Origin of the sequence: Burkholderia sp. IO2, from assembly GCF_029522185.1 — a bacterium.
Lineage (GTDB): Bacteria > Pseudomonadota > Gammaproteobacteria > Burkholderiales > Burkholderiaceae > Burkholderia > Burkholderia cenocepacia.
In genome coordinates, this window is the sequence record NZ_JAKWFH010000013.1 from 88,183 (window position 1) to 112,963 (window position 24,781).

Sequence of the window (24,781 nt, forward strand, 5' to 3'; positions counted from 1 at the left end):
CCGCATTGCGCGGCCGTAAAAATGCATGCGGAACGAGCCCGGGCAGTCCGGGCGTTGCGTGCCCTTATGAATTCGCGGCGGCCGGCGAGCGGCGGCGCTGCGTGACCTGCAGCATCACGAGTGCGAGCCCGGCGGCGGCGATCAGCGCGCCGACGAGCGGCACCGCCGCGTAGCCGAACCCGGCCGAGATCGCCGCCCCGCCGGCGGCGGCGCCGACCGCGTTGCCGAGGTTGAACGCGCCGATGTTGACGGCCGACGCGAGGCCCGGCGCTTCGTGGGCCGCACGCATCACGCGCATCTGCAGCGGCGGCACGACCGCGAACGTCGCGATCCCCCAGACCAGCAGCGTGACGCCGGCGCCCGCATGGGTGGTGGCGAGCAGCGGGAACGCGGCCATCGTCGCGATCAGCAGCAACAGGAAGCCGATCAGCGTGCCGTCGAGCGAGCGGTCGGCCAGACGGCCGCCCGCGATGTTGCCGATCGAGAAGCCGACGCCGATCAGCACCAGCATCGCGGTCACGAAGCCGGGCGTCGCGCCCGTCAAGTGTTCGAGCGTCGGTGCGACGTACGTATAGAGCGTGAACATCGCGCCGGCGCCGAGCACCGTCGTCCCGAGCGCGCCGAGCACGACCGGGCGCGTCAGCACGGACAACTCGGCACGCAGGTCGGGCATCTTGCCGGCTTCACCCTTCGGCAGCGCGGCGAACAGGCCGGCGATCGCGATCAGGCCAAGGCCGGCAGTCGCCGCGAACGACATGCGCCAGCCGATGATCTGGCCGAGCCAGGTCGCGGCCGGCACGCCGCCGACGTTCGCGATCGTCAGGCCCATGAACATCGTTGCGACCGCGCTGGCCTGCTTTTCGCGCGGCACGAGGCTTGCCGCGACCACCGAGCCGAGCCCGAAGAACGCGCCGTGGTTGAGGCTCGTCACGAGGCGGGCGAGCAGCAGCGTCGTGTAGTCCGGTGCGACGGCCGACAGCAGGTTGCCGATCGTGAAGATCGACATCAGCGCGATCAGCGCGGAGCGGCGCGACCAGCGCGCGAGCAGCAGCGTCATCAGCGGCGCGCCGACCATCACGCCGATCGCATACGCGCTGATCAGCATGCCGGCTTGCGGAATCGATACGTGCACGCCGTCGGCGATCACGGGCAGCAGGCCCATCGGCGAGAACTCGGTCGTGCCGATGCCGAACGCGCCGGCGGCGAGCGCCAGCAGCGGCAGCGTGGCGCTGCCGCCGGGGCGGGACGGAGAGGAAGTCGTGGTGTTCACGCAGTGGGCTCCTTGTAAGCGGGGAACAACGGCACGAAGCCATTGAGGACAGCGCGAAGTGTGCCTGCATTACTTTTGCGGAAAAAGCCGCATCCGGACGAAATTATCTTGATTTCATGTCAACAATGCAGCGGCGGCGCGATGCGCGTGGCGTGACGCGTGAGCGGGGCTTCGGCGGGACAGGCGAACGGCGGGGATTTTTCGAAAGATCTTCGTTAAGCATGAGACCGCGATTTCCGGACAGGCAGCGGTGGCTCGGGCGCTTCGTCGTCGCCGGGCGAGTTGGCCTGCGCGACGCTCGGGAAGGCGTCCGGCGGCTGGGGCGGCGACATGCGGCTGCGTGGTCGGCACGCATGGCTTCGAGATAGAGGATGGCGTGCAGCCCGCGTCGCGAAATGGCCGGAAACGCTTCGCTACAACGCGCATCGACAAAAAAGCCCCGACCACAGGGGGACCATGGCCGGGGCGGAAACGCATCCTCTCTTTGGCACGAGGGTTGGATGCGCGCGCAGTATATTTCGGGCCATGACGATTCGAACCGGTGTTAAACGGCCGTTTTTGGTGTCAATTTGAAGATTGCGATGTCGTCGCGTCGGCTGTCGGTGTTCTGAAAGATTCTTCGATGACACGGCGGTGTCATTCCGTGTGCAAAAGCATCGAAACCGACGAGATCGCGGAGCGGATTTTCCGTACGTCGCGTTTGGCGGCGCCAGTCGCATCGACCGATTCTGCGCCGCTGCGTCCGGCCCGCGTTCAGCCCGGTTCGCCGGCCGCATCGCGGACCGCCGCGAGAAACCGCGCGACGACGGGCGACGGCGCCGCCGCCGCGCCGTCGAACACGAACTCGATGTCGAAGCGGCTCGCAAGCTCGTCGAGCGCGACGAGCCGGACCGTGCGCGGGCAGGTCGGCGACGCGCTTTCCGGCACGAACGCGCAGCCCATGCCGGCCGCGACGAGGCCGATCAGCGTCGGGATGTCGCTGCCGACCTGCGCGATGCGCGGCGTGAAACCGGCCTGCTGGCACTGCGTCATCAGGAACCGGTGGTGCGCGGCGGAGCGCTGCGCATCGAACCACACTAACGGGGCGTCGGCGACATCGGCCAGCGTGCGCGGCGCGACGAAGCGGCCGCCCGGCGGCGCGGGCATCGCGAGCACGAAGCGGTCGCTCAGCAGCCGCACACCCGTCAGGTGCGGCGCTTCCTCGCGACGCCACGCCATGATCCCGGCGTCGAGCTGACCGCGCATCAGCGCGCTCGCCTGTTCGGCCGACAGCATCGGCGCGATCGACAGTTTCACGTCCGGGCACGCATCGCGAAACGTCTTGAGGACGTTCGCGACGATCGGCAACGGCAGGCAGTTCGGCAGCGCGCCGAGCCGCAGTTCGCCGAGCTGGCCGGCCGCGCTGCGCAACGCGCGTTCGCGGCTGTCCTGCAGCATGGCGAGCAGGCCGGTCGCATCCTGCAGGAAGCTCGTGCCGGCCGCCGTGAGCGTGACGCCGGTCGCGCGACGGATCAGCAGCGGCGTGCCGATCGCATCCTCGAGCTCGCGGATCTGCCGCGACAGCGCGGGCTGCACGATGCCGGCCGCGCGGGCGCCGGCCATCACGCTGCCGGCCTGGGCGACGGCGACGAAGTAGCGCAGGTGACGCAGTTCGATCTGGCGCATGTGGTGTCGGTGCGGTCGGGTAGATATGCCTGTGAAGCATAGCAGACACCATTCGATGGTATTGGAAAGCATGACCGGCCTGCCGTACGATGACCTTCGTTGCTCCCGCGCTTCGTCGTGCGCCGCATGCGTTTCCTTCTTTCCCACTGCGTTCCGTCCCATGCCGCTTCATATCCCGACCCCCTATATCCGTTCGCACATCGCGTCCCGCCGGCTCGGCAAAACCATCCGGCTGAAGCTCGATGCGTTGCAGCCGTCGGGCTCGTTCAAGCTGCGCGGCATCGGCGCCGTCTGCGAGGCGCGTCATGCAGACGGCGCCCGGCGGTTCGTGTCGTCGTCGGGCGGGAACGCGGGCATCGCGGTCGCGTATTGCGGCCGCGAGCTCGGCGTGCCGGTGCGCGTCGTCGTACCGGAAAGCGCGTCGGCCCGGGCGCGCGAGCTGATCCGCGTCGAAGGCGCGGAACTCGTCGTGCACGGGGCAAGCTGGGCCGAGGCGAATGCGTTCGCGCAGTCGACGCTCGACGAGCACGACGCGTTCGTGCATCCGTTCGACGACCGCGTGCTGTGGCAGGGGCACGCGACGATGATCGACGAGATGGCGGCCGTCGGCCCGAAGCCCGACGCGATCGTGCTCGCGGTCGGCGGCGGCGGTCTGCTGTGCGGCGTGCTGGAAGGGCTGGCGCGCAACGGCTGGCACGACGTGCCCGTCGTTGCGGCTGAAACGGCAGGCGCCGACTGCTATGCGCGCTCGGTCGCGCAGGGGCGTCCAGTCGAATTGCCGGCCATCGCGAGCATCGCGACGTCGTTGGGCGCGAAGCGGCCGTGCGACGCGGCGGTCGAATGGGCGACGCGCCACGCGATCCATCCGGTCGTCGTGTCCGATGCCGACGCGGTGGCCGCGTCGCTGCGGTTTGTCGATGAACACCGGATCGTCGTCGAGCCCGCGTGCGGCGCGGCGTTGGCCGCGCTGGAGCGGCCGGTGCCGGTGCTTGCGTCGGCGTCCGACCTCGCCGTGATCGTCTGCGGCGGCGTGACCGCGACCGTCGAGCATCTGCAGACGCTGCGCGCGACGTTGCGGTAGGTGAGGGCGCCGGCAAGCAATGCAGTCGCGAGACGGCGGGTCGCCCGAGATTTCGCGTTTGGTGGCGGCGGGTTTGGGCGCTTGCGTGGTCAACCGCGACGCGTCGACGTTGCGTGCCCGCCGATCTCGCGCGGCCACGTGTCGGCCTGCGCACGGCTGGATAGGCGGGAACGACTCCCGGGAAGGATGCGGCGGGGGACGTACCGGCGCGCTCCGCCCGCCTATGGGCAGGCGCGACGGTTGGGGCGCGTAGTCAGTTCGCGGCGGGTGCGCTCGCGCCGGACGGTGTGGACGATGCGACCGGGTTGGCGGCAGCCGGCGCAGGCGATGCGCTCGATGGTGCCGGTGCCGGTGCGGACGCGGAGGCGGGTGCCGATGCCGCCGACGAAGGCGCGGACGCAGTGGATGACGGAGTGGCGGTGGCCGGCCGTGCGGCCGGACCCGCGGCAGACGCGGGCGCGGAAACCGGCGCGGCCGTCGAGCCGGAGGTCGACGAGGGTGCCGGCGCGGTTGCCGGACCCGAAGGCGGCACGGGCGCCGAAGCCGGTGCCGCAGCCGACGCGGGAGCCGGAGCCGGAGCCGATACAGGTGCCGAGCCCGTAGCCGAAGCCGGCGCAGGTGAGGAAGCCGCCGCAGGCGCCACACCCGAGGCCGGCACCGGCCCGGACGCCGCCGGCGCGGCAGCGCGCATCGCCGCCGGCACCGCGACGGCCGATGCCGCGGCCGGCACGGCATTCGCGCCCGACCCGGGCGTGACACCCGGCACCGAAAGCGGCACCGGCGCCGCGGGCGGCGTCGGCACGACCGGCGTCGTCATTTTCATCGGTTCGCCTTGCGGCGTCGGCGCGGGTTCGGGCAGCGGCGCGACGGGCTCCTTCTCGGCGGCCTTCACGGTCGCGCGGTCGCGCCGCGCCGGGTCGATCTTCAGGAAATGCTCGACGAGATTGAAGAACCGCTCGTAGAACACGCCGGCGGGAATCGTCTCGCTGGCGGTCTTGACGAGCGCATCGTCGCTCGAGCCGATCGGCAGCGACAGCGAGCCGAACACGCTGAGGCCGACGCTGGCCGACGTATTCGACTTCTTCAGCGTGTAGCGGTCCTGCACCGCGTTCACGTACGCGATGCTCGACGAGCCGTCCGCGTTCGCGTCCGCGCACACGACGTGAAACTCGATCACGACGTGCATGTCGTTGCTCGGCTGGAAATTCTTGCTGCCGTCGACCGCGTCGTTGCGCGACGACGACACCACGTAGCCCTGGCTCAGCAGCGCGCGCCGCGCGGCCTCGCAGGCCGCGTCGGATTTCGAGTGGAACGTATGCGCATACGGGCTGCTCGTCGCGTCGAACTGTTCCTGCTGGTAGATCGGCTTGGGCGGCGACGAGCATGCCGCCAGCACGGTCGCGGCCGCGAGCGCGCACGAAACGGAAAACAGGCGAAATCGGTTGTGCATGGCGTCTTTCAGAAGGCTCGGCGAGAGGCGGCGCAAGGGCGGTGCCTGGATGGCGCGCGCGTGCACATCTCGTATGGCCGGGGCGACATTATAGTTTCGTTTGATGTCGCGCTCGCTTCAGCCGGCCGGCGCGCCGCGCGCCGCGGCCAGCAATTGCGCCGTCAGCGGATGGTGTTCGCCGCGCCGGGAGCGGATCGCGTGGATCTCCTCGGTCACGTCGCCCGCGCGCCCGAGCCGCCTGAGCCCGCGCAGCAGCGACGCATCGTTCGCGCCGAGTTCGCTCAGCGCAAACACGCCGAGGCCGCGCGCCGCGAACACGGCCATCAGCGCGCTGTCCTCGAACTCGCCGGCCACGCGCGGCACGATCCGCTCGCTTTCCAGCCACCCGTCGAGGCGCGCGCGCAACGCGGAATGCGCGGTCGGCAGCAGCACGGGCAGCTCGGCCAGGCACTGCGGAAAGCGCTGCCGCGCGGCCGGCGTGACGAGTGCCGCGGGCCCGTACCAGTCGACTGGCGACGCCACGAGCCGCTCGCTCGTCACGCGCAGGTTCGACCCGGACGGCGCGCCCTGGCCGGCCAGCACGAGATCCAGATGATGCAGCGCGAGCTCCGCGAGCAGCGCGTCGTGCTCGCCCTCGTGGCACAGCAGCCGCAGCGTCGGCGTATCGAGCACCGGGGCCAGGAGCGCGTGCGCGGCGAGCTTGGAGATGCCGTCCGCGAGGCCGACCGCGAGCCGCACGGTCGGCTGGCTGGCCGCCGCGCGCACGTCGTCGGGAATCAGCCGGCCCATCTCGAAGATGACTTCCGCGCGCGCGAACGCGGCCTGCCCGGCGTCGGTCATCGCCACGCCGCGCCCGGCCGGGCGCAACAACTGGTGCCCGAGCGATTTCTCCAGCTCGCGCACCTGCGCGCTGATCGTCTGCACGGCCATGTCCAGCCGGGCGGCGGCGCGTGCGAAGCCGCCTTCCTTCACGACGACCCAGAAATAGTACAGATGTCGAAAATTCAGCATCGTAGCGGGGACATATCGAAAAAACCGAACCTGAAATCAGATTCTCTCTGATTTTTTCGAAGTGTGGGGCGGCATATCATCAGGCTTTCCACTTTCGTATCGGCCCTCCCATGGACTACCTGCTGACGCTTGCCACCGACCCCGCCGTCTGGGCCGCGCTCCTGACGCTCGTCGTGATGGAAGTCGTGCTCGGCATCGACAACCTGATCTTCATCTCGATCCTCAGCAACAAGCTGCCCGAAGCGCAGCGCGCACGCACGCAGCGCCTCGGCATCGGGCTCGCGCTGGTGATGCGCCTGGCGCTGCTGGGCAGCGTCGCGTGGATCGCGAGCCTGACCGAACCCGTGTTCACGCTGTTCGACCATGCGTTCTCGTGGCGCGACATGATCCTGCTGTCGGGCGGCCTGTTCCTCGTGTGGAAGGCGACCACCGAAATCCATCACCACGTGTCGCACGACGGCGACGCCGCGGGCGGGGCGGCCGGCGCGGCCGGCCTGACGGTATGGGCCGCGATCGGCCAGATCGTGATGCTCGACATCGTGTTCTCGATCGACAGCATCGTGACCGCGATCGGCATGACCGAGCACGTTCCGATCATGTTCGTCGCCGTGATCGTCGCCGTGACCGTGATGCTGTTCGCCGCGCAGCCGCTCGCGCGCTTCATCGACCGCAACCCGACGATCGTGATGCTCGCGCTGTCGTTCTTGGTCGTGATCGGCATGACGCTGATCGCCGAAGGGTTCGGGTCGCACGTGCCGAAGGGCTACATCTATGCGGCGATGGCGTTCTCGGCGTTCGTCGAGGGCATGAACATGCTGGCGCGGCGCGCGAAGGCGAAGCGGGCGGCGCACGCGGCACGCGACTGAGCCGGCGCGCGTGACGCCGGCCGCTGCGGCGGCCGGTTCGCGCGCCTCATACGGAATCCGGATGAAATTCGCACGGAAAGGAGAAGCGCGATGAAATGTCCTGTCTGCAAGACGCCCGACCTGCTGATGGCCGAGCGCCAGTCGATCGAGATCGACTACTGTCCGACCTGCCGCGGCGTGTGGCTCGATCGCGGCGAACTCGACAAGCTGATCGCCCGGGAAACCGGCGACGCGCCGGTACGTCGCGACGCCGCGCCCGCACAACACGATACGCATGCGCAGCGCGGCCGTGACGATGGCTGGGGGCGCGATGGTCGCTCGTACGACGAGCGTGACCGGCATGACGGCCGGCGTCGCAAGAAGTCGGTGTTCGACCTGTTCGATTTCGATTGAAGCGGGCGTCCGCGCGCGTGAACGCGCGCGGCCCGATGCAAGAAAGCCCCGCCGGCAGCGCGCCGGACGGGGCTTTTTCATGCGCGTCGCGTCAGGACACGCATCGGCACTTACGCGTTGCCGGCCGTCACGTCGATGCGGCGCGGACGCGTTTGCTCGCGGCGCGGGATCGTCAGCGTCAGCACGCCGTCGCGCAGGTTCGCGTCGATCCGCGACGTGTCGAGGTCGGCGCTCAGCACGAAGGATCGCGCATAGCGCGTCGCGCGCACTTCCGCATGTCGCACGCGCAGGTCGGCCGGTGTGTCGATGTGCGTCGTGGCTTCGATCGTCAGCGTCGTGTCGTGCACCTTCACGTCGAGATTCTCGCGCGGCACGCCCGGCAGGTCGGCGCGCAGCGTGACGCCGCGTTGATCCTCGACGATGTCGACGGACGGGATGATCGCGGGCCGGCGCGCGGCTTCGGCAGCCGCGGGGTGAACGGTGTCGGTTTGGCGTTCGGCCAGGGTCGGGTTCGTGTTCATGTCGATATCCTGAAGATTACTGAATGGTGATCGCGCGCGGCTTCGCCGCTTCGCGCCGGCCGACGCGAATCAGCAGGCAGCCGTTTTCATAGCGGGCGCTGACCTGGTCGGGGTCCGCGTCGCGCGGCAGTTCGACCACACGGCGGAACGCGCCGTGAAAGCGCTCCTGCGCATACGTGCGCACGTCGTCGCCTTCGCGCGGCGCCGGCTTGCGTTCGCCGCTGATCGTCAGCAGATCCTTGTCGATCGACACGTCGAAGTCGGCCGCGGCCATGCCGGGCGCGAACGCGACGATCTCGATCGCGTCGTCGGTGGCGCCGACGTTGAGCGCGGGAAACGCGCCGGGGCGCACCGCGCGGATGCCGGACGGGCGTTCGCCGAGCAGGCTCGCCATCTGCCGCTGCACGCGGGCGAATTCGTCGAACAGATCGTGGCCGAAATGGATACCGCTCATGTTGGTCCTCCTGAACAGGGAACGCGGGAGACGTGACGGCGCGACGCCTGCGGCGGGCGCGACGGGTGGCTCCACTGGGTCGATACGGGGGCGGTGCGTGGTAGTCGGCACTGCCCGACGACGCTTAATTAGTGGCCGCCGTCGCGCATTTCAAGAGGGCATCCGCAATCGGCGTCGACGCAAGTGAGCGGGATTCGATGCGACAATCGCTGCGGCATATCTGCAGACCAACGACACGGGACAACCATGGACATTCGACGTATCGCGATCGTCGGCGCCGGCGTGATCGGCGCGAGCTGGACCGCTTTCTACCTGACGCAGGGTTTCGACGTCGTCGTGACCGACCCGGCGCCGCAAGCCGACGCGCGGCTGCGCGACGCGCTGGCCGCGTTCCTCGGCGAGCGGGCCGCCGAACTTGCCGCGCGGCTGTCGTTCGACGCCGATCTCCTGCGGGCGCTCGACGGCGTCGACTTCGTGCAGGAGAACGGCCCCGAGCGACTCGACCTGAAGCGTGCGCTCTATCGCCAGATGGACGACGTGCTGCCCGCGCACGTGCCGATCGCGTCGAGCTCGTCGGGCCTGAAGATGTCCGACATCCAGACCGCGTGCGCGAAGCATCCGGAACGCTGCCTGATCGCACATCCGTTCAATCCGCCGCATCTGATCCCGCTCGTCGAGCTGGTCGGCGGCGATGCGACCGGCCAGGACGTGATCGCGCGCGTGAAGCAGTTCTACGATGCGCTCGGCAAGCAGACCATCGTCCTCAACAAGGAAATGACGGGCCACGTCGCGAACCGGCTCGCGGCCGCGCTGTTCCGCGAGGTGTATCACCTCGTCGGCGAAGGCGTCGTGAGCGTCGCCGATGCGGACAAGGCCGTCGCGTGGGGCCCCGGCCTGCGCTGGGGGCTGATGGGGCAGTGCCTGACCTATCACCTCGGCGGCGGCGCGGGCGGGATCGCGCACTTCCTCGAACACCTGTCGGGGCCGATCACGAGCTGGTGGGACGACCTCGGCGCGCCTTCGTTCGATCCGGAAGTCGATCGCAAGCTGAACGACGAGCTGCGCGCGATCCAGGGCGAGCGCTCGATGCAGGAACTGGCGGCGGAGCGCGACCGGTTGCTCGTCGAACTGATCGACGCGCGGCGCCGCAGCTTCCTGCCCTGATCCGGCGCGCCGGCTATTGCTGCGACGTCGATTGCGGAGCGGACGGCGTCTGCGCCAGCCAGCCGGGGTTCGTGGCCTGCACGAGTTCACGGTTGCGCGCGCGGGTCGCGGCGTTCGGCGGGTAGTTGCCGTCGTTCGTCGGCAGTTCGCCGTCGAGATAGGCCTGCTTGAGCTGGTCGATGACTTCCGCGCGCGTCAGGCCCGGTGCGGGGGCCGCCGCATCGGTCTGGGCAAAGGCGGGGGACAGCAGCGCGGCTGCAGCAGTCGCGACGGCGAATCGCAGGACGTTCTTCATGGCGGGCTCCGATCAAGGGGACGGGTACCGGTGGCGCGCGGCGCGATACCGTGCGTTCCGATGGGGCCCATTGTCGCGAGCGGGTGCTGCGCGGACGATGACGCGTTCCGGGCAAAGCTGTCAGGTGCGGCGGGCGCACCCGTGCGGTGCGCGCGGCGGCGCTACAACTCGGCCGCCGCGGTGATCAGCGTGGCTTCGAGCGCGAGCGTCGAACGCGACGCGGCCGCCGGGCGGTCGATCACGTATTCGAGTTCGCCGAGTTCCGGCAGCCCCGCCTCGAGCCGCGCGAGCCCGGCCGGGATCACGTAGCCGGCGAACGCGCTGACGCCGAGCCCCGCGCTCGCGGCCGCCCGCAATACCGCGATGCTGCTGCTCACGACGGCGATCCGGTACGGTCGCCCGACGGCCTCGAGCGATTCGAGCACGCGGCGGCGCGACACGCTCGGCTCCGGATGCATCGCGAGCGGCAGCACGGCCTCGTGGCCGGTGATCCGCGAATCGGGGCCGGTGCACCAGTACAGCGGTTCGCTGCGGATCACGCGGCCGCGCCGGCTGCCGGCGATGCGTTTCGCGAACACGAGATCGTGCCGGCCTTCGTCGAGCGCGTCGAACAGGTCGCCCGACAGCCCGGTCGAGATCGCGAGCTCGACGTCCGGGTTGCGCTGCACGAAGCTCGCGAGCGCGGCCGTCAGGTGCGCCGACGCGAAATCCTCCGACATCGCGAGCCGCACCTTGCCCGACAGCGGCGGCCCGCATACCGACGTGACGGCCTCGTCCATCAGTTCGAGGATGCGCACCGCGTAGCGGAACAGCGCGTCGCCGTGCTGCGACAGGTGCACGTTGCGCGTGTCGCGCTCGAACAGCGGCCGGTCGAGCAGCTCCTCGAGGCGGCGGATATGCTGGCTGACGGTCGATTGCGACAGGTTCACGCGCTCGGACGCGGCGGTGAAGCTGCCGGACTGGGCGACGGCGACGAAACTGCGCAGCAGCTCGGGCGGTAACGGACGCATTGCTAAATCCACTGAATCGGTTTCGACAACTTCATAAATGGCCGGATTTTGCGGCGCTAGTATCGGATCACGCGCCAGTGCGGCCTCCGCGAACGAGGGCGCCGGGCGCGTAGCCCGTGTCGCGCCGCCGGCTGCTTCGGTCAGTCTAAGCCATCCGGCGTCCGGCCCGAAACCGCATCATCCCATCGACCCCGAGAACGTGCTCGCACGACGAGCCGCCGGGCCGCGGCGCCCCGCCGCAGGAGACAGACAGTCCGCCCGGGATCGGCGTGCGGGCCTGACTCCCGCACGCGTCAGGCGCCCGTCACGAAGAGACTGGAGACGACTCATGATCATCTACGGAACCGCGCTGCTGGCGTTCTGCCACCTGGCCGGACTGTTCCTCGGCGACCTGCTCGGCAGCGCGATCGGCGTGAAGACCAACGTCGGCGGCGTCGGCATCGCGATGCTGCTGCTGATCTGCCTGCGCTTGTGGCTGCACCGGCGCGGCTGGCTGCCGAAGGAGACCGAGGCCGGCGTCGGTTTCTGGGGCGCGATGTACATCCCGGTCGTCGTCGCGATGGCCGCGAACCAGAACGTCGTCGCCGCGCTGAAGGGCGGCCCGGTCGCGCTGCTGGCCGCCGTCGGCGCGGTCGCGATCTGCGCCTGCTGCATCGCGGTACTCGCGCGCACGGGGCGCGACGACACGGCCTTCGCGGGCGTGCCGCAATTCGAAGAACAATAACGGAGGCCGCCATGCTGCAGATGCTCGAAAAAACCGTCGCCCACAACGGGCTCGTCGCGTCGTTCGCGCTGGTCGGCCTGATCATGTGGCTGTCGTCGATCGCGTCGCGCAAGCTCACGTTCGGCCGCGTGCACGGCTCGGCGATCGCGATCGTCATCGGTCTCGTGCTCGCCTACGTCGGCGGCGGATTCACCGGCGGCGAGAAGGGGCTGGCCGACGTCAAGCTGTTCGCCGGCATCGGCCTGATGGGCGGCGCGATGCTGCGCGATTTCGCGATCGTCGCGACCGCGTTCGAAGTGCAGCCGACCGAGGCGCGCAAGGCCGGGCTCGTCGGCGTCGTGTCGCTGCTGCTCGGCACCGTGCTGCCGTTCATCGTCGGCGCCTGCATCGCGCGCGCATTCGGCTACACCGACGCGGTCAGCATGACGACGATCGGCGCGGGCGCCGTCACCTACATCGTCGGGCCCGTCACCGGCGCGGCGATCGGCGCGAGTTCCGACGTGATCGCGCTCAGCATCGCGACCGGGCTCGTGAAGGCGATCATCGTGATGGTCGGCACGCCGGTCGCGGCCAACTTCATGGGCCTGAAGACGCCGCGCTCCGCGATGATCTTCGGCGGGCTGGCCGGCACCGTCAGCGGCGTGAGCGCGGGCCTTGCCGCGACGGATCGCCGGCTCGTCCCGTACGGCGCGCTGGTCGCCACGTTCCATACCGGCATCGGCTGCCTGCTCGGGCCGTCGCTGCTGTTCTTCACGACGCGCGCGCTGGTCGGCGGGTAGGGCGATGCGACGCGGTCCGCGTGCGGGCCGCCCATCCATCGCGGCGTCCTCTGAGTCGCATTCTGCAACTTCATCAATCGACAGCGGCGCCAGGCTTAGAATGCCGCTGAACCCTCGAAGCGGAGAACTGTTCATGACGGGATGGAATCACGCGCGGCAGGCGCGCGATGCACGCCTCGCGGCCGGCGCGGCTTACGCGCAAGGCAAGCGGGTCGATGCGCGCGACACCGTCGCGCTGCTCGAAGCGGTGCTGCGGCCCGGCGACCGCGTGTGCCTCGAAGGCGACAACCAGAAGCAGGCCGACCTGCTCGCGACGGCGCTCGCCGACGTCGACAGCGCGAAGATCCACGACCTGCACATGGTGCAGTCGGGCGTCGTGCTGCCCGAGCATCTCGACGTGTTCGAGCGCGGCATCGCGAAGCGGCTCGACTTCGCGTATTCGGGCCCGCAGTCGCAACGCATCGCGAAGCTGCTGTTCGGCGGCAAGATCGCGCTCGGCGCGGTGCATACCTATCTCGAACTGTTCGCCCGCTACTTCATCGACCTCACGCCGCAAGTCGCGCTGATCGCGGCCGTGAGCGCCGACGCCGACGGCAACCTGTACACGGGCCCGAACACCGAGGACACGCCGACCGTCGTCGAGGCCACCGCCTTCAAGGACGGCATCGTGATCGCGCAGGTCGACCGCATCGTCGACAAGGTGCCGCGCGTCGACATCCCGGGCGATCGCGTGCATTTCGTCGTCGAGGCCGGCCGGCCGTTCTACGTCGAGCCGCTGTTCACGCGCGATCCGGCCGCGATCACCGAAACGCAGATCCTCACCGCGATGCTCGCGATCAAGGGCATCTACGAGCCGTACGGGATCAGGCGCCTGAACCACGGGATCGGCTTCAACACGGCCGCGATCGAGCTGCTGCTGCCGACCTACGGCGAAAAGCTCGGGCTGAAGGGCAAGGTCTGCACGCACTGGGCGCTCAACCCGCATCCGACGCTGATTCCCGCGATCGAATCGGGCTGGGTCGAGCAGATCCACTGCTTCGGTTCCGAGGTCGGGATGGACGACTACATCCGCGCGCGCTCCGACGTGTGGTTCACGGGCCCCGACGGGTCGCTGCGCTCGAACCGCGCGTTCTGCCAGACGGCCGGCCTCTATGCGTGCGACATGTTCATCGGCTCGACGCTGCAGATCGACCTGTCCGGCCACTCGTCGACGGTCACGGCCGAGCGGATCGCCGGCTTCGGCGGCGCGCCGAACATGGGCAGCGACGCGCGCGGCCGGCGCCATCCGAGCGAGCCGTGGCTGAAGGCCGGCGCGGAAGCCGACCCCGACACGCCGGCGGCGCTGCGGCGCGGCCGCAAGCTGGTCGTGCAGATCGGCGAGACGTTCGGCGACAAGAACGTGCCGATGTTCGTCGAGAAGCTCGACGCGCTGAAGCTCGCGGACAAGCTGCAGCTCGACCTCGCGCCGATCATGGTCTATGGCGACGACGTCACGCACATCGTCACCGAGGAAGGGATCGCGAACCTGCTGATGTGCCGCGACAAGGACGAACGCGAGCACGCGATCCGCGGCGTCGCCGGCTATACCGACGTCGGCCGCGGCCGCGACCGGAAGATGGTCGAGCGGCTGCGCGAGCGCGGCGTGATCCGCCGCCCGGAGGATCTCGGCATCGATCCGCTCGACGCCGACCGCCGCTGGCTCGCCGCGCGGTCGATCAAGGATCTGGTGCACTGGTCGGGCGGGCTCTATGCGCCGCCGGCCCGGTTCCGCAACTGGTGAGGAAGAGGGCATGGAACAGTTGAACTATCGCTTCACCGCGCGCGAACGCGCGAAGGGCGAGCAGGCCGCGGCGCTCGTCGGCGTGGTCGCGTCCGGCAATCTCGAGGTGCTCGTCGAGCGCGTGCTGCCGGGCAACGAATGCGAGATCGACATCCGCACCGCGGCCGTCGGTTTCGGCGCGGTCTGGCAGGCGGTCGTATCGGATTTCGTCGAACGGCGTACGCCGGGCGGCCTGAAGCTGTCGATCAACGACGGCGGCGCGCGGCCCGACATGGTGTCGCTGCGGCTCGCGCAGGCCGTGCGCGCGATCGAGGGGGACGCACGATGAGCGACGTGATCCACGACGCACCGGCGTTCGTCGCGAACGCGGCGAGCTGGTACGAAGCGTCCGCGCGACAGCGCATCGACGGGCTGCTCGACGCAGGCAGTTTCACGGAATTCCTCGGGCCGGCCGAGCGCGTGACGAGCCCGCACCTGCCGCTGTTCGCGCTGCCGCAGCAGTTCGACGACGGGATGGTGGTCGGGCACGGCCGGCTCGACGGCCGGCCCGTGTTCGTCGCCGCGCAGGAGGGCCGTTTCATGGGCGGCGCGTTCGGCGAAGTGCACGGCGCGAAACTCACCGGGTTGCTGCGCGCCGCGCGCGAAGTCGGCAAGCCGGTGCTGATCCTGTTCGATACGGGCGGCGTGCGGCTGCAGGAAGCGAATGCGGGCGAGCTCGCGATCGCCGAGATCATGCGCGCGCTCGTCGACGCGCGGGCCGCCGGCGTGCCGGTGATCGGGCTGATCGGCGGGCGCGCGGGCTGCTACGGCGGCGGCGGATTGCTCGCCGCGTGCTGTTCGGCGCTCGCGGTGTCGGAGCAGGGGCGCATCAGCGTGTCGGGTCCCGAAGTGATCGAGACCAATCGCGGCGTCGAGGAATTCGACTCGAAGGATCGCGCGCTGATCTGGCGCACGATGGGTGGCAAGCATCGGCGCTTGATCGGCGGCGCCGATCGCTACGTGGCCGATACGCCGGACGCGTTTCGCGCGGCCGCGCTCGATCTGATCGGCCGCGCGCCGACGTTCGATGCGGCGATGCTGCGCGCGGAACAGGCGCGTCTCGAAGCGCGGGTCGAACGGTTCGGCGGCTGCAACGATGCGCTCGACGTGTGGCGTGCGCTCGGGGCCGGTCGGCCCGAAGCGATTCCCGGAATGTCCGACGATGAATTCGCGAAGCTGGCCGATCAACTGCAGGAGCCCCAGCATGACGCTCGATGAAGTACTGAACTCGCTGTTTCCCGCCGGCCATTCGATTGCGCGCAATGGCGGCTTGCTGACGGGCCACGCGGCATTGGCCGGCACGCGCGTCGACGTGATCGGCGTGGCCGACCGCCTGCCGTTCGGCATCGACGAGGCGCTGACGCTCGCGTCGTGCGTGCTCGACACGATCGCGCGTGGCGGCGACACGCCGATCCTCGTGCTGGTCGACAGCGACAGCCAGCGGATGAGCAAGCGTGACGAACTGCTCGGCCTGAACGAAGGGCTGTCGCATCTCGCGAAGTGCCTGATGCATGCGGATCTCGCCGGGCACCGGACGATCGGCGTGCTGTACGGCCACACGGCCGCCGGCGCGTTCATCGCGACCGCGCTCGCGACGCGCACGCTGCTCGCGGTGCCGGGCGCCGAGCCGGAGGTGATGGACCTGCCGTCGATGTCGCGCGTGACCAAGCTGCCGATCGACGTGCTGAAGGAGATGGCGCGTTCGACACCGGTATTCGCGCCGGGGCTCGACAACCTCGTGAAGATGGGCGCCGTCGACGCCGTGCTCGATCCGTCCCGCGCGCTCGACGCGCAGGTCGGCGAATGGCTCGGCAAGCCGGCCGAGCGCATCGACCGGCGCGCGGCGCGCGGCCGGCCGGTCGCGACCGACGTCGCCGCCCGCGTCGAGGCACTCGCGCGTGCCGCACGCTGAGCTGCCGCTGCGCCGCCACACGCTCGTCACGCTGACGGCGGCCGGGTGGGGCGCGGCATTCGCCCGCGACCCCGCGCTCGCGGGTGATCCGCTCGTGCGTGCATGGGCCGAACGCGGCTGGCCGCTGATCGTGCGTCGCGCGTCGCCGGATGAAGCCGATGCCGGCCGCGTGCCGCTCGGCCTGCCGTTGCCGCCGTCGGCGGGCAAGCGGCGCATCGTGCTGAACGCGGCCGCCGACGCGCTCGCGACGATCGGCCCGCTGCCGACCTTGACGGACGTACTCGCCGCCGCGCCCGCGGCATGGCATGCGCCGCTGCACGAGCTCGCGGCGCTCGGTGCACGCTGCGGCGTGCAGGGTCGCGTGTTCGGTAGCCTCGCCTGGCAGGCGCTGACGGGCGAGCCTTACCTCGGCGCCTCGTCCGATCTCGACATCGTGTTTCCGCTGCCGGATTCCGCATCGCTCGCCCCGTTGCTCGACGGCCTCGCGGCGATCGACGCGCGTGCACCGATGCGCATCGACGGCGAACTGCTGCGCGCCGACGGCGCGGGCGTCAACTGGCGCGAACTGCACGCGCGGTTGCCCGAAGTCGCGGTGAAGACCGCGATTGCGGTCGAATTGATGCGCGCCGACGCCTTCACCGGAGGCCCGCGATGACCGCACGGGCTGCCTGCCGCGTAGCGGCGCCGTCCGATGCCGAACGCATCGCGGCGCTGGCCGAGCGCAGCCTCGTGCTCGAGATCGACACCTATCCGAAGCCGGGCCTCGTCAGCCACGTCGACACCGGCAGTCACACGGACATGGATGCCGCGACGTTCGCGCGCAGCGCCGCCGTGCTGCAGCCGTACTTCGCGGAACTCGCCGACGCGGGCGCGCGCGACGCCGACATGGCCGTACTGCGCAAGATCGGCCTGCGCGCCGAGCACGCGATGCTCGCCGCGACCGGCGGCGTCAATACGCATCGCGGCGCGATCTTCGGGCTCGGGCTGCTGTGCGCGGCCGCCGGCCGGCGCGCGATGCCGGGCGCGGTGCCGGCCGGGACGACGCTTGGCGCGTTCGTGTCGCGCCGGTGGGGCGTCGAGATCCTCGGCGGCCCGCGTTTGCCGGACAGCCACGGCGAGCGCGCGAGCCGGCGCTACGGTGTCGGCGGTGCGCGTCGTGAGGCGGCCGACGGCTTTCCGACCGTGTACGCGGTCGGATTGCCGGCGCTGCGCCGCGCCCGGCGCGACCTGCCGGACGATCCGGAAGCCGCGCGGGTCGCTGCGTGTTTCGCGCTGATCGCCGCGCTCGACGACACGAATCTGCTGCACCGGGGCGGGCAGGACGGCCTCGATTTCGCCCGCGCGACTGCCCGTGCGTTCGTCGCGTGCGGCGGCGTGCGGGCGCGCAACTGGCGGCTGCGCGCGACGGCCGCGCATCGTGCGTTCGTGGCGCGCCGGCTGAGCCCGGGCGGGGCGGCCGACCTGCTCGCGATGAGCGTGTTCGTCGATGCGCTCGAAGCCGAACGGGACGCGCGATGACGCTGGCCATCCTGTGCTCGGGCCAAGGCGCGCAGCGCGCCGACATGTTCGACCTCACCGGGTCGGCGCCGCAGGCCGATGCACTGTTCGCGCATGCGGGCCGGCTGCTCGGCGACGATCCGCGCATGTGGGTCCGGCAGGCCGGGCCCGATGCGCTGCGGGACAACCGTGCCGCGCAGATCCTCTGCACGGTCCAGGCACTCGCGGCGGCCGCGCTGCTCGACGCGGTGTGGCCGCGCCGACGCTGTGTCGCCGGCTACAGCGTCGGCGAGGTCGGCTCGTGGAGCGTCGCGGGGATGATCGGGCCGCACGACGCGCTCGACCTGACCGATGCGCGGGCGCGCGCGATGGATGCCGCGAGCAGCGGCGACGAGCGGATGGTGTTCGTGCGCGGCCTGACGCGCGTGCAACTGGCGCAGTTGTGCGACGGTCGCGACGCGGCCATCGCGATCGCGAACCCCGGCGATGCGTTCGTGGTCGCCGGGCGGCATGCCGATGTCGATGCCGTGGCCGACGACGCGCAGCGCGCCGGCGCGCTGCGCGTCGCGCCCGTCTGCGTGCGGATCGCGTCGCACACGCGCCGGCTGGCCGCCGCCGTGCCGGCATTCCGCGCGACGCTGGCCGCGACGCGCGTGCGCCGGCCGCTGCCCGGCACGCGGCTGTTCTCGGGAATCGACGGCGCGTCGGTGCTTGATGTCGATACGGGCCTCGACAAGCTCGCGCGGCAGATCGCGGAGCCGGTCGAGTGGGCAGCCTGCCTCGCCGCGTGCGTGGAGGCCGGCGCCACCGCGTTTCTCGAACTCGGCCCGGGGCGCGCGCTGGCCGAGATGGCGGGCGGCGCGTATCCCGCGTTGCCAGCGCGCAGCCTCGCGGATTTCCGTTCGGTCGACGGCGTGACGAGTTGGCTCGCGCGCGTCGCAGCCGGCTGATCGACGGGGTGAAACCGGCGTGAAACCCGGTCGCCGCGCCCTTGTTTTGCCCGGTGTGTTGCGCCGGCGCAGCAGCGTCGCAGCCGCCCCTTGTCACGCGAATTGGCGCCGCTACAATGGCGCCCGCCATGAGACCAGCCGCCTTCTTTCTCGCCGCGCTTTGCTGCACGACGAGCGTCCACGCCAGCCAGATTCCGTCCGACGCTGCATCGGTCGGCACGTACTTTTCGTATGACAACGCGGCGGCCGACGCGACCGTCGATCTGATCGAACAGGCCCAGCGCCGCGTGCTGCTGGCCGGCTATGCGCAGGTGCCGCCGGCTGTCGCGAGCGCGCTGCGCGCGGCCCGCGCGCGGGGGATCGAGGTACGCGTCGTGCTGGTGCGCCCGCCGCGCGCGGGGAAGTACAGCGGCGCCGGTTATCTCAAATCCGCCGGTATCGACGTCGCGATCGATTCGCGGCATGGCGGCCCCGCGTCGCGCTTCTTGATCGTCGACGACAGCGTCGCGCTGACGACGCTGTCCGACGGCGCGGCCGCGCAGGCCGACACGGTGAACGTGTTCCGGCGCGCGCCCGAACTCGCGCAGTCCTACGCGCAGTCGTTCTGGCGGCTGTACCGGCAGGCCGGCGGCCTCTGACCCTTTCCTGCGGCGACCCGTGCGCCGGTATGACCCTGCTTGCATCGGCGCGACCGATGAACCATCCTCGTTGACAGGCGCCGACGCGGCTTTCGCTCGTCCGGTGCAACGGCAGGGAGCCGATCGTGACCGAAAGCAGTTTTGCCGATCGCGCCGATGCCGGCCGCCAACTGGCCGATGCGTTGCGCGAATACGCGGGGCGAAGCGATGTCGTCGTGCTCGCGTTGCCGCGCGGCGGCGTGCCCGTCGCGTATCCGGTCGCATGCGCGCTGCGCGCGCCGCTCGACGTGCTGGTCGTGCGCAAGCTCGGCGTGCCGTTCGATCCCGAGCTCGCGATGGGCGCGATCGCGACGGGCGGCGCGACGCATCTGCAACGGTCGGTGATCCGCGCGATGGACGTATCCGATGCGCAACTCGCCGACGTGATCGCGCGCGAGACGGCCGAACTGCAACGCCGCGAAGCGCTGTACCGCGGCGCGGTGCCGCCGCTGGCGGTGGACGGACGCATCGCGATCGTCGTCGACGACGGCGTCGCGACCGGCGCATCGATGCGCGTCGCGCTGCAGGCGCTGCGCGAGCGCCACCCGGCGCGCATCGTCGCGGCGGTGCCGGTCGCGCCGGCGGGCGCGGCGCATGCGTTCGACGGGCTGGCCGACGCGTTCGTCACGGTGTCGCAGCCGCTGCGGTTCTTCGGGATCAGCCAGTTCTACGCGCGCTTCGAGCAGACGAGCGACGACGAGGTGCGCGCGCTGCTCGACGCGGCCCGTCCCTGACGCGCCATCAGTTTCGCGTGGTCCGGCGCGGGCGCGGTCGGCCGGCTTCCGCCGCCGCGAACACGCGCTGCAGCGCCGGATGGACGTTGCCGTGCCAGCGCGGCCCCGTAAACAACCCGTAGTGATCGCAATCGTCGATGTCGACGCGATGGCGCTCGTCGGTCGACAGGCCGCTGCACAGCTCGAGCGCCGCATGCGTCTGGCCGGCGCCGGTAACCGCGTCGCGGGCGCCTTCGACGGTCAGCAGCGCGACGTCGCGCAGCGCCGCCGGGTCGACGCGCCGGCCGTGCACGCGCCACGCACCGGTCGCGAGCAACATGCGCTGGAACACGACGTCGACCGTGTCGAGAAAATAGTCGGCCGGCATGTCGAGCAGCGCCGTGTATTCGCGCAGCGCACGCCGCGCGTCGGCAAGCCCGGTCATGTCGAAGCGGGAAGCCGCCAGCGCGTAGGTCTCGATCAGCGTCAGGAAGCGTTGCGGATACAGGAGCGCGATCTCGCCCTGTTGCAGATAGGTCGGAAACACGTGGCGGCCGTGCCCCGCGAAGCCGGGCGGCACGATGTCGATCAGGTGGCGCCGGCACCAGTCGAGCGAATGGGCGGCGGCCGCGGCGCCGAGCGCGCTCGGGTTCAGGCGGGCATCGATCGGACCGCCGATCAGCGTGATACTCGCGGGCGGCGCAAGGCCGCGCGCGGCGCGCAGAGCGAGTGCGCCGAGTGCCGGTACGGTCGCCTGGCATACGGCGACGACGTGTAGCGGCCGATCGTCGTGCTGGAGGGTGCTGACGAAGCCGTCGAGCATCGCGACGTATTCGTCGAGCCCGAAACGGCCTGCCGCGAGCGGCACGTCGCGCGCATTGCGCCAGTCGGTCACGCAGACGTCGCCATCGGCGAGCAGCGTTTCGGCGGTTTCGCGCATCATCACGGCCGCGTGCCCGACGAGCGGCGCGCACAGCAGCACCGTGCGGTGCGCATCGGCGTGCGCGAAGCGCCGCAGGTCGCAAAACGGGGTGTGCGCGACGATCTGCTCGCTGACGGCAGGCCACGCGAGGTCGAAGCCCGGCGGCGCGGCCTGCGGCCCGAGCAGCGGTTCGAACAGGTCGTCGTAGCACGATGACGCGGCGTGCGGCAGCGACGCCGCGGGCCATGCGTCGAACGCGTAGCGCGTCGCCGCGCGCCATGCGCGCATCCATTCCCGCTGCTGCTCGACGACGGCATACCACATGGCGGACCCTGGGGCGGAAGAAGCGTGAATCTCCATTATGGTCACAGTGGCCGGGCAGCGGGAGCCCGGTGCGCGGCCGGCTGATGCACATCAAGCGCACGGGCACGCTAGGCATTGCCGCGCGCCGCTGCTACAGTCGTCAGTCCCATTCCCTCGAAGCGGAGCGTTCGCGATGAAGCTGATCGGCATGCTGGATTCCCCGTTCGTGCGCCGCGTCGCCATTTCGGCGAAGCTGCTCGACCTGCCGTTCGAACACGAGTCGATCTCGGTGTTCCGTCATCTCGAGCGGTTCAGGACGCTCAACCCGGCCGTCAAGGCGCCGACGCTCGTGACCGACGGCGGCGCGACGCTGCTCGATTCGTCGCTGATCGTCGACTATCTCGACCACCTGGCCGCGCCGGAGCGGCGCCTGCTGCCCGACGCCGTCGAGGCCCGGCTGCGCGCGCTGGTGCCGATCGGGTTCGCGCTGGCCGCGGCCGAGAAAACCGTGCAGGTCGTCTACGAGCAGGCGCTGCGCCCGTCGGACAAGCAGCACGAACCGTGGGTCGATCGCGTGCTGAGCCAGCTCGAAGGGGCATACGGCGCGCTGGAACCACTGGTCGCGGCCACCCGCGGCTGGTTCGGCGGTGCGCGATTGCTGCAGTCGGACGTGACCGTCGCGGTGGCGTGGCGCTTCACGCAGTTCATGGCGGCCGACTATCCGGTGCTCGCGCGGATCGATCCGGCCCGTTATCCGGCGCTCGCCGCGCATTCCGCGCGGGCGGAAGCGCTGCCGGCCTTCGTCGACACGCCGCTCGTCTAGGCTTCGAAGCGGGGCGCCGGGCTGTCGCACGCCGCTGTCGGCGGCCGCGCGGCCTTGTCCGGCAAGCCGCGGCCGATTGTTCTCAACGGCTGACAAGTGACTTCGCATTCGCGCTGTTTATCCGGACCCGACCGATCCCTAGAATCCACTCCATCAAATCACGCATTGCCAGATGGAGCCGATGATGAAAGCCCTGATCGAATCGAGCCTGTACCACCCGTCCGTCGTGTTGCCGCTTGCCGCGCTGACGCAACTGATGGTCGAGCGCGATTTCAATCTCGGCCAGGTCGGGTTGATCATGGCCACGCGCGGTGCCCAGGCGGCGGTGTCGCGCTCGCGTGCGCTGATCTTCTGCCGCCATTGCGAAGCGCGCGCGTGAAGGCATCCGCATCGGAAGGATGAAAAAAAGCCCGGCCGGCGCAAGCCGGTCGGGCGGATCGGTTTCGATCGAGCCCCGGCTTCGGCCGGGGCTTTTTCATGGGGTGACGCTCACGCGCGGGCGGGAGTCGCGACGCCGTAGATTTCCTGTTCGTCGTCCTCCTCGCGCAACTGGAGCGCGAGCTGGTGTGCTTCGCGGCGCGTCGCGACGGCGGGCGGCGAGCCCTTCAGCGGCTGGCGCGCGGTTTCGGCGAGTGCGACGACCGACACGATGCCGATCAACGCGGCACCCATCATGTAGTACGCGGGCATCATCAGGTTGTGCGTCACGTCGACGAGCCACGCGGTGACCAGCGGCGTCGTGCCGCCGAACAGCGACACCGACACGTTGAAGCCGATCGCGAGCGCGCCGTAGCGGATCTCGGTCGGGAACAGCGCGGGCAGCGCCGACGGCATCACGCCGGTGAAGCACGACAGCAGCACGCCGAGGATCAGCAGACCGCCGAACACCGACGCGGTGGTGCCCGCATGGATCAGCATCAGCGACGGGATCGACAGCGCCAGCAGGCCCACGCAGCCGGCGAGCATCACCGGCTTGCGGCCGACCTTGTCCGACAGGCGGCCGGCGTACAGCGTCATCGGCATCATCAGCACCATCACGATCAGCACCAGCACGAGGCTGTGCGATTCGTCGAAGTGCAGCGTCGACGACATGAAGCTCGGCAGGTACGACAGCACCATGTAGTCGGTCACGTTGAAGATCAGCACGAGGCCCACGCACAGCAGCAGTGCACGCCAGTTGCGCAGCAGCGTTTCGCGGAAGCGCGCCTTCGGCACGGCCTTGTCCTGCGCTTCGCGCTCTTCGGCCTGGCGCTTGAACGCCGGCGTTTCCTCGAGCTTCATCCGGATGTAGAGACCGATCAGGCCGAGCGGGCCGGCGATCAGGAACGGCACGCGCCAGCCCCACGACAGCAGCGCTTCCAGCGACAGCGACGCGGTGAGCAGCGCGACGACGCCCGCGCCCAGCACATAGCCGATCAGCGTGCCGAACTCCAGGAAGCTGCCCATGAAGCCACGGCGCTTGTCGGTCGAGAACTCGGCGATGAAGGTCGCCGCGCCGCCGTATTCGCCGCCGGTCGAGAAGCCCTGCACGAGGCGGGCGACGAGCAACAGGACCGGGGCCATGATGCCGATCGACGCATAGCTCGGAATCAGGCCGATCGCGAAGGTGCCGACGGCCATCATGATCATCGTCGCGGCGAGCACGCGCTGGCGGCCGATGCGGTCGCCGAGCGGGCCGAACACCATGCCGCCGAGCGGGCGCACGAGGAACGCGGCCGCGAACGTGCCGAAGGTCGCGAGCAGCTGCGCGGACGGGCTGCTGGACGGGAAGAACACCTTGCCGAGCGTGACGGCGATATAGCTGTAGACGCCGAAGTCGAACCATTCCATCGCGTTACCGATGGCCATCGCGCTGACGGCGCGCTTGAGCAGGCTCTGGTCGACGACGGTGATGTCGTCCGCGGCGAGCGGGGCCTCGCCGGACGACGAAGCGGGGGAAGAGACAGCGGTCGGGCTGACGTGTGTTGCGGTCAAGGTCATGCACTCCTTTGACAGCGCCGGAACGGGCGGGCCGTCCGACACGGTTTGCCGGCGAGCGCGGCGTCGTGTGCTGCGCGTCGGGGCAGACCATTAAGCACTTACTGCACAGGGGGCAGTAACGGGCTGCAAGGGGCTGCTTCGACGCGGGCCCGGTGGGCCGTCGCGACAGTGCGCTCATGAAGAATGGGCCGCGTGATGCAGGCGGCGGATGCCGGTGCGGACGAGGTGTCCGGCGTGCCGGCAACGCCCCGGAGGGGCAGCGAAACGAGAAAAGCGGGCCTGTCGGGCGGGCTTTCCTGTGGATGCAATTTCGATCGAGGCACCGGCCCGCAGCGTGCGGACGGACTTCTCTCAAAATCGAAAAGACAGAGATTGAATGTTGAAACAGGCGACATGATAGCACGATGACGGATGATCGTGCAAATTGCCGGGAGTCGCCCGTCTGGCGGGGCCTCCGGCGCGCTCCGCTCGGGTATGATCGGCGGCGCGCGGCGCGGCCGTG

At 70.2% G+C, this 24,781-nt stretch carries 27 protein-coding genes; 17 read left to right on the forward strand and 10 right to left on the reverse strand.

Going from position 1 to position 24,781, the window contains the following annotated elements; translation table 11 throughout:
• Nucleotides 1–64 precede the first annotated feature (64 nt).
• Entirely contained in the window at nt 65–1,270 is a 1,206-nt protein-coding gene (locus MMB92_RS10940; RefSeq protein ID WP_006497639.1) for an MFS transporter, read from the reverse strand.
• Between the two features lie 753 nt (nt 1,271–2,023).
• Complete coding sequence (locus MMB92_RS10945) at nt 2,024–2,935, reverse strand: LysR family transcriptional regulator (protein WP_277562694.1); 912 nt, start codon at nt 2,933–2,935, stop codon at nt 2,024–2,026.
• A gap of 160 nt (nt 2,936–3,095) precedes the next feature.
• Here MMB92_RS10945 and MMB92_RS10950 point away from each other — a divergent pair, with 160 nt between their 5' ends.
• Nucleotides 3,096–4,016 (forward strand): pyridoxal-phosphate dependent enzyme, encoded by a 921-nt coding sequence (locus MMB92_RS10950; RefSeq protein WP_264835439.1) that lies wholly within the window; start codon nt 3,096–3,098, stop codon nt 4,014–4,016.
• Between the two features lie 253 nt (nt 4,017–4,269).
• Here the strand turns inward: MMB92_RS10950 and MMB92_RS10955 are convergent, their stop codons facing one another.
• Entirely contained in the window at nt 4,270–5,466 is a 1,197-nt protein-coding gene (locus MMB92_RS10955; protein ID WP_077056221.1) for a DUF2242 domain-containing protein, read from the reverse strand.
• 117 nt (nt 5,467–5,583) lie between these two features.
• Nucleotides 5,584–6,477: a LysR family transcriptional regulator gene (locus MMB92_RS10960; RefSeq protein ID WP_006497636.1), complete on the reverse strand. Its 894-nt coding sequence runs from the start codon at nt 6,475–6,477 to the stop codon at nt 5,584–5,586.
• Nucleotides 6,478–6,587: 110 nt separating this feature from the next.
• On the opposite strand from MMB92_RS10960, the gene MMB92_RS10965 reads away from it, so the two are divergent.
• The gene (locus tag MMB92_RS10965) at nt 6,588–7,343 is read left to right on the forward strand and encodes a TerC family protein (RefSeq protein WP_006485308.1); all 756 of its coding nucleotides are present in this window, start codon (nt 6,588–6,590) and stop codon (nt 7,341–7,343) included.
• 90 nt (nt 7,344–7,433) lie between these two features.
• On the forward strand, nt 7,434–7,736 hold the full coding sequence (locus tag MMB92_RS10970) for a zf-TFIIB domain-containing protein (RefSeq protein ID WP_006485320.1): 303 nt from the start codon (nt 7,434–7,436) through the stop codon (nt 7,734–7,736).
• A gap of 110 nt (nt 7,737–7,846) precedes the next feature.
• On the opposite strand, the gene MMB92_RS10975 is transcribed toward MMB92_RS10970, so the two are convergent.
• Both MMB92_RS10975 and MMB92_RS10980 read right to left on the reverse strand, forming a co-directional pair.
• Complete coding sequence (locus tag MMB92_RS10975) at nt 7,847–8,257, reverse strand: Hsp20/alpha crystallin family protein (protein ID WP_006485316.1); 411 nt, start codon at nt 8,255–8,257, stop codon at nt 7,847–7,849.
• A 16-nt stretch (nt 8,258–8,273) separates the two neighbouring features.
• A complete protein-coding gene (locus tag MMB92_RS10980) occupies nt 8,274–8,711 on the reverse strand; it encodes an Hsp20/alpha crystallin family protein (RefSeq protein ID WP_006485305.1) in 438 nt (145 codons plus the stop codon).
• Between the two features lie 246 nt (nt 8,712–8,957).
• On the opposite strand from MMB92_RS10980, the gene MMB92_RS10985 reads away from it, so the two are divergent.
• Nucleotides 8,958–9,875, forward strand: coding sequence for a 3-hydroxyacyl-CoA dehydrogenase NAD-binding domain-containing protein (locus MMB92_RS10985; protein ID WP_062910852.1), 918 nt, complete (start codon nt 8,958–8,960; stop codon nt 9,873–9,875).
• Between the two features lie 13 nt (nt 9,876–9,888).
• Here MMB92_RS10985 and MMB92_RS10990 read toward each other — a convergent pair whose 3' ends face one another.
• Complete coding sequence (locus tag MMB92_RS10990) at nt 9,889–10,170, reverse strand: DUF4148 domain-containing protein (protein WP_062910851.1); 282 nt, start codon at nt 10,168–10,170, stop codon at nt 9,889–9,891.
• Between the two features lie 161 nt (nt 10,171–10,331).
• The gene (locus MMB92_RS10995; protein ID WP_006497633.1) at nt 10,332–11,180 is read right to left on the reverse strand and encodes a LysR substrate-binding domain-containing protein; all 849 of its coding nucleotides are present in this window, start codon (nt 11,178–11,180) and stop codon (nt 10,332–10,334) included.
• A 328-nt stretch (nt 11,181–11,508) separates the two neighbouring features.
• Between MMB92_RS10995 and madL the strand changes: the two genes are divergently transcribed.
• The 11 genes from madL to MMB92_RS11050 all read left to right on the forward strand — a co-directional run bounded on the left by madL (nt 11,509) and on the right by MMB92_RS11050 (nt 20,272).
• Nucleotides 11,509–11,904, forward strand: coding sequence for a malonate transporter subunit MadL (madL, locus tag MMB92_RS11000; protein ID WP_006485307.1), 396 nt, complete (start codon nt 11,509–11,511; stop codon nt 11,902–11,904).
• A gap of 11 nt (nt 11,905–11,915) precedes the next feature.
• Nucleotides 11,916–12,683, forward strand: a complete 768-nt coding sequence (madM, locus tag MMB92_RS11005; RefSeq protein ID WP_059721247.1) for a malonate transporter subunit MadM — start codon at nt 11,916–11,918, stop codon at nt 12,681–12,683.
• Between the two features lie 133 nt (nt 12,684–12,816).
• Nucleotides 12,817–14,463 carry a malonate decarboxylase subunit alpha gene (gene mdcA, locus MMB92_RS11010; protein WP_062911442.1) on the forward strand — a complete coding sequence of 549 codons (1,647 nt, stop codon included), beginning with the start codon at nt 12,817–12,819 and terminating at the stop codon, nt 14,461–14,463.
• A 10-nt stretch (nt 14,464–14,473) separates the two neighbouring features.
• Nucleotides 14,474–14,791: a malonate decarboxylase acyl carrier protein gene (gene mdcC, locus MMB92_RS11015; RefSeq protein WP_034200771.1), complete on the forward strand. Its 318-nt coding sequence runs from the start codon at nt 14,474–14,476 to the stop codon at nt 14,789–14,791.
• The gene (locus MMB92_RS11020) at nt 14,788–15,720 is read left to right on the forward strand and encodes a biotin-independent malonate decarboxylase subunit beta (RefSeq protein ID WP_062910850.1); all 933 of its coding nucleotides are present in this window, start codon (nt 14,788–14,790) and stop codon (nt 15,718–15,720) included. Before mdcC ends, MMB92_RS11020 begins: the two co-directional genes overlap by 4 nt.
• Complete coding sequence (gene mdcE / locus MMB92_RS11025) at nt 15,707–16,414, forward strand: biotin-independent malonate decarboxylase subunit gamma (protein ID WP_006485321.1); 708 nt, start codon at nt 15,707–15,709, stop codon at nt 16,412–16,414. Before MMB92_RS11020 ends, mdcE begins: the two co-directional genes overlap by 14 nt.
• Nucleotides 16,401–17,069 carry a malonate decarboxylase holo-[acyl-carrier-protein] synthase gene (gene mdcG, locus MMB92_RS11030; RefSeq protein WP_062910849.1) on the forward strand — a complete coding sequence of 223 codons (669 nt, stop codon included), beginning with the start codon at nt 16,401–16,403 and terminating at the stop codon, nt 17,067–17,069. Before mdcE ends, mdcG begins: the two co-directional genes overlap by 14 nt.
• On the forward strand, nt 17,066–17,932 hold the full coding sequence (mdcB, locus tag MMB92_RS11035) for a triphosphoribosyl-dephospho-CoA synthase MdcB (RefSeq protein WP_069352685.1): 867 nt from the start codon (nt 17,066–17,068) through the stop codon (nt 17,930–17,932). The genes mdcG and mdcB overlap by 4 nt, the downstream gene beginning before the upstream one ends.
• The gene (locus MMB92_RS11040) at nt 17,929–18,861 is read left to right on the forward strand and encodes an acyltransferase domain-containing protein (RefSeq protein ID WP_062910848.1); all 933 of its coding nucleotides are present in this window, start codon (nt 17,929–17,931) and stop codon (nt 18,859–18,861) included. Before mdcB ends, MMB92_RS11040 begins: the two co-directional genes overlap by 4 nt.
• Nucleotides 18,862–18,977: 116 nt before the next feature.
• Nucleotides 18,978–19,499 carry a phospholipase D-like domain-containing protein gene (locus MMB92_RS11045; RefSeq protein WP_034200766.1) on the forward strand — a complete coding sequence of 174 codons (522 nt, stop codon included), beginning with the start codon at nt 18,978–18,980 and terminating at the stop codon, nt 19,497–19,499.
• A 125-nt stretch (nt 19,500–19,624) separates the two neighbouring features.
• On the forward strand, nt 19,625–20,272 hold the full coding sequence (locus tag MMB92_RS11050; RefSeq protein ID WP_264835436.1) for a phosphoribosyltransferase family protein: 648 nt from the start codon (nt 19,625–19,627) through the stop codon (nt 20,270–20,272).
• Between the two features lie 7 nt (nt 20,273–20,279).
• On the opposite strand, the gene MMB92_RS11055 is transcribed toward MMB92_RS11050, so the two are convergent.
• Nucleotides 20,280–21,497 (reverse strand): esterase, encoded by a 1,218-nt coding sequence (locus MMB92_RS11055; RefSeq protein ID WP_048989191.1) that lies wholly within the window; start codon nt 21,495–21,497, stop codon nt 20,280–20,282.
• Nucleotides 21,498–21,669: 172 nt separating this feature from the next.
• On the opposite strand from MMB92_RS11055, the gene MMB92_RS11060 reads away from it, so the two are divergent.
• Together MMB92_RS11060 and MMB92_RS11065 are read left to right on the forward strand one after the other, a co-directional pair.
• The gene (locus MMB92_RS11060; RefSeq protein WP_006491322.1) at nt 21,670–22,299 is read left to right on the forward strand and encodes a glutathione S-transferase; all 630 of its coding nucleotides are present in this window, start codon (nt 21,670–21,672) and stop codon (nt 22,297–22,299) included.
• A gap of 172 nt (nt 22,300–22,471) precedes the next feature.
• The gene (locus MMB92_RS11065) at nt 22,472–22,678 is read left to right on the forward strand and encodes a hypothetical protein (RefSeq protein WP_006491323.1); all 207 of its coding nucleotides are present in this window, start codon (nt 22,472–22,474) and stop codon (nt 22,676–22,678) included.
• Between the two features lie 110 nt (nt 22,679–22,788).
• Here the strand turns inward: MMB92_RS11065 and proP are convergent, their stop codons facing one another.
• The gene (proP, locus tag MMB92_RS11070) at nt 22,789–24,279 is read right to left on the reverse strand and encodes a glycine betaine/L-proline transporter ProP (protein ID WP_264835435.1); all 1,491 of its coding nucleotides are present in this window, start codon (nt 24,277–24,279) and stop codon (nt 22,789–22,791) included.
• Nucleotides 24,280–24,781 lie beyond the last annotated feature (502 nt).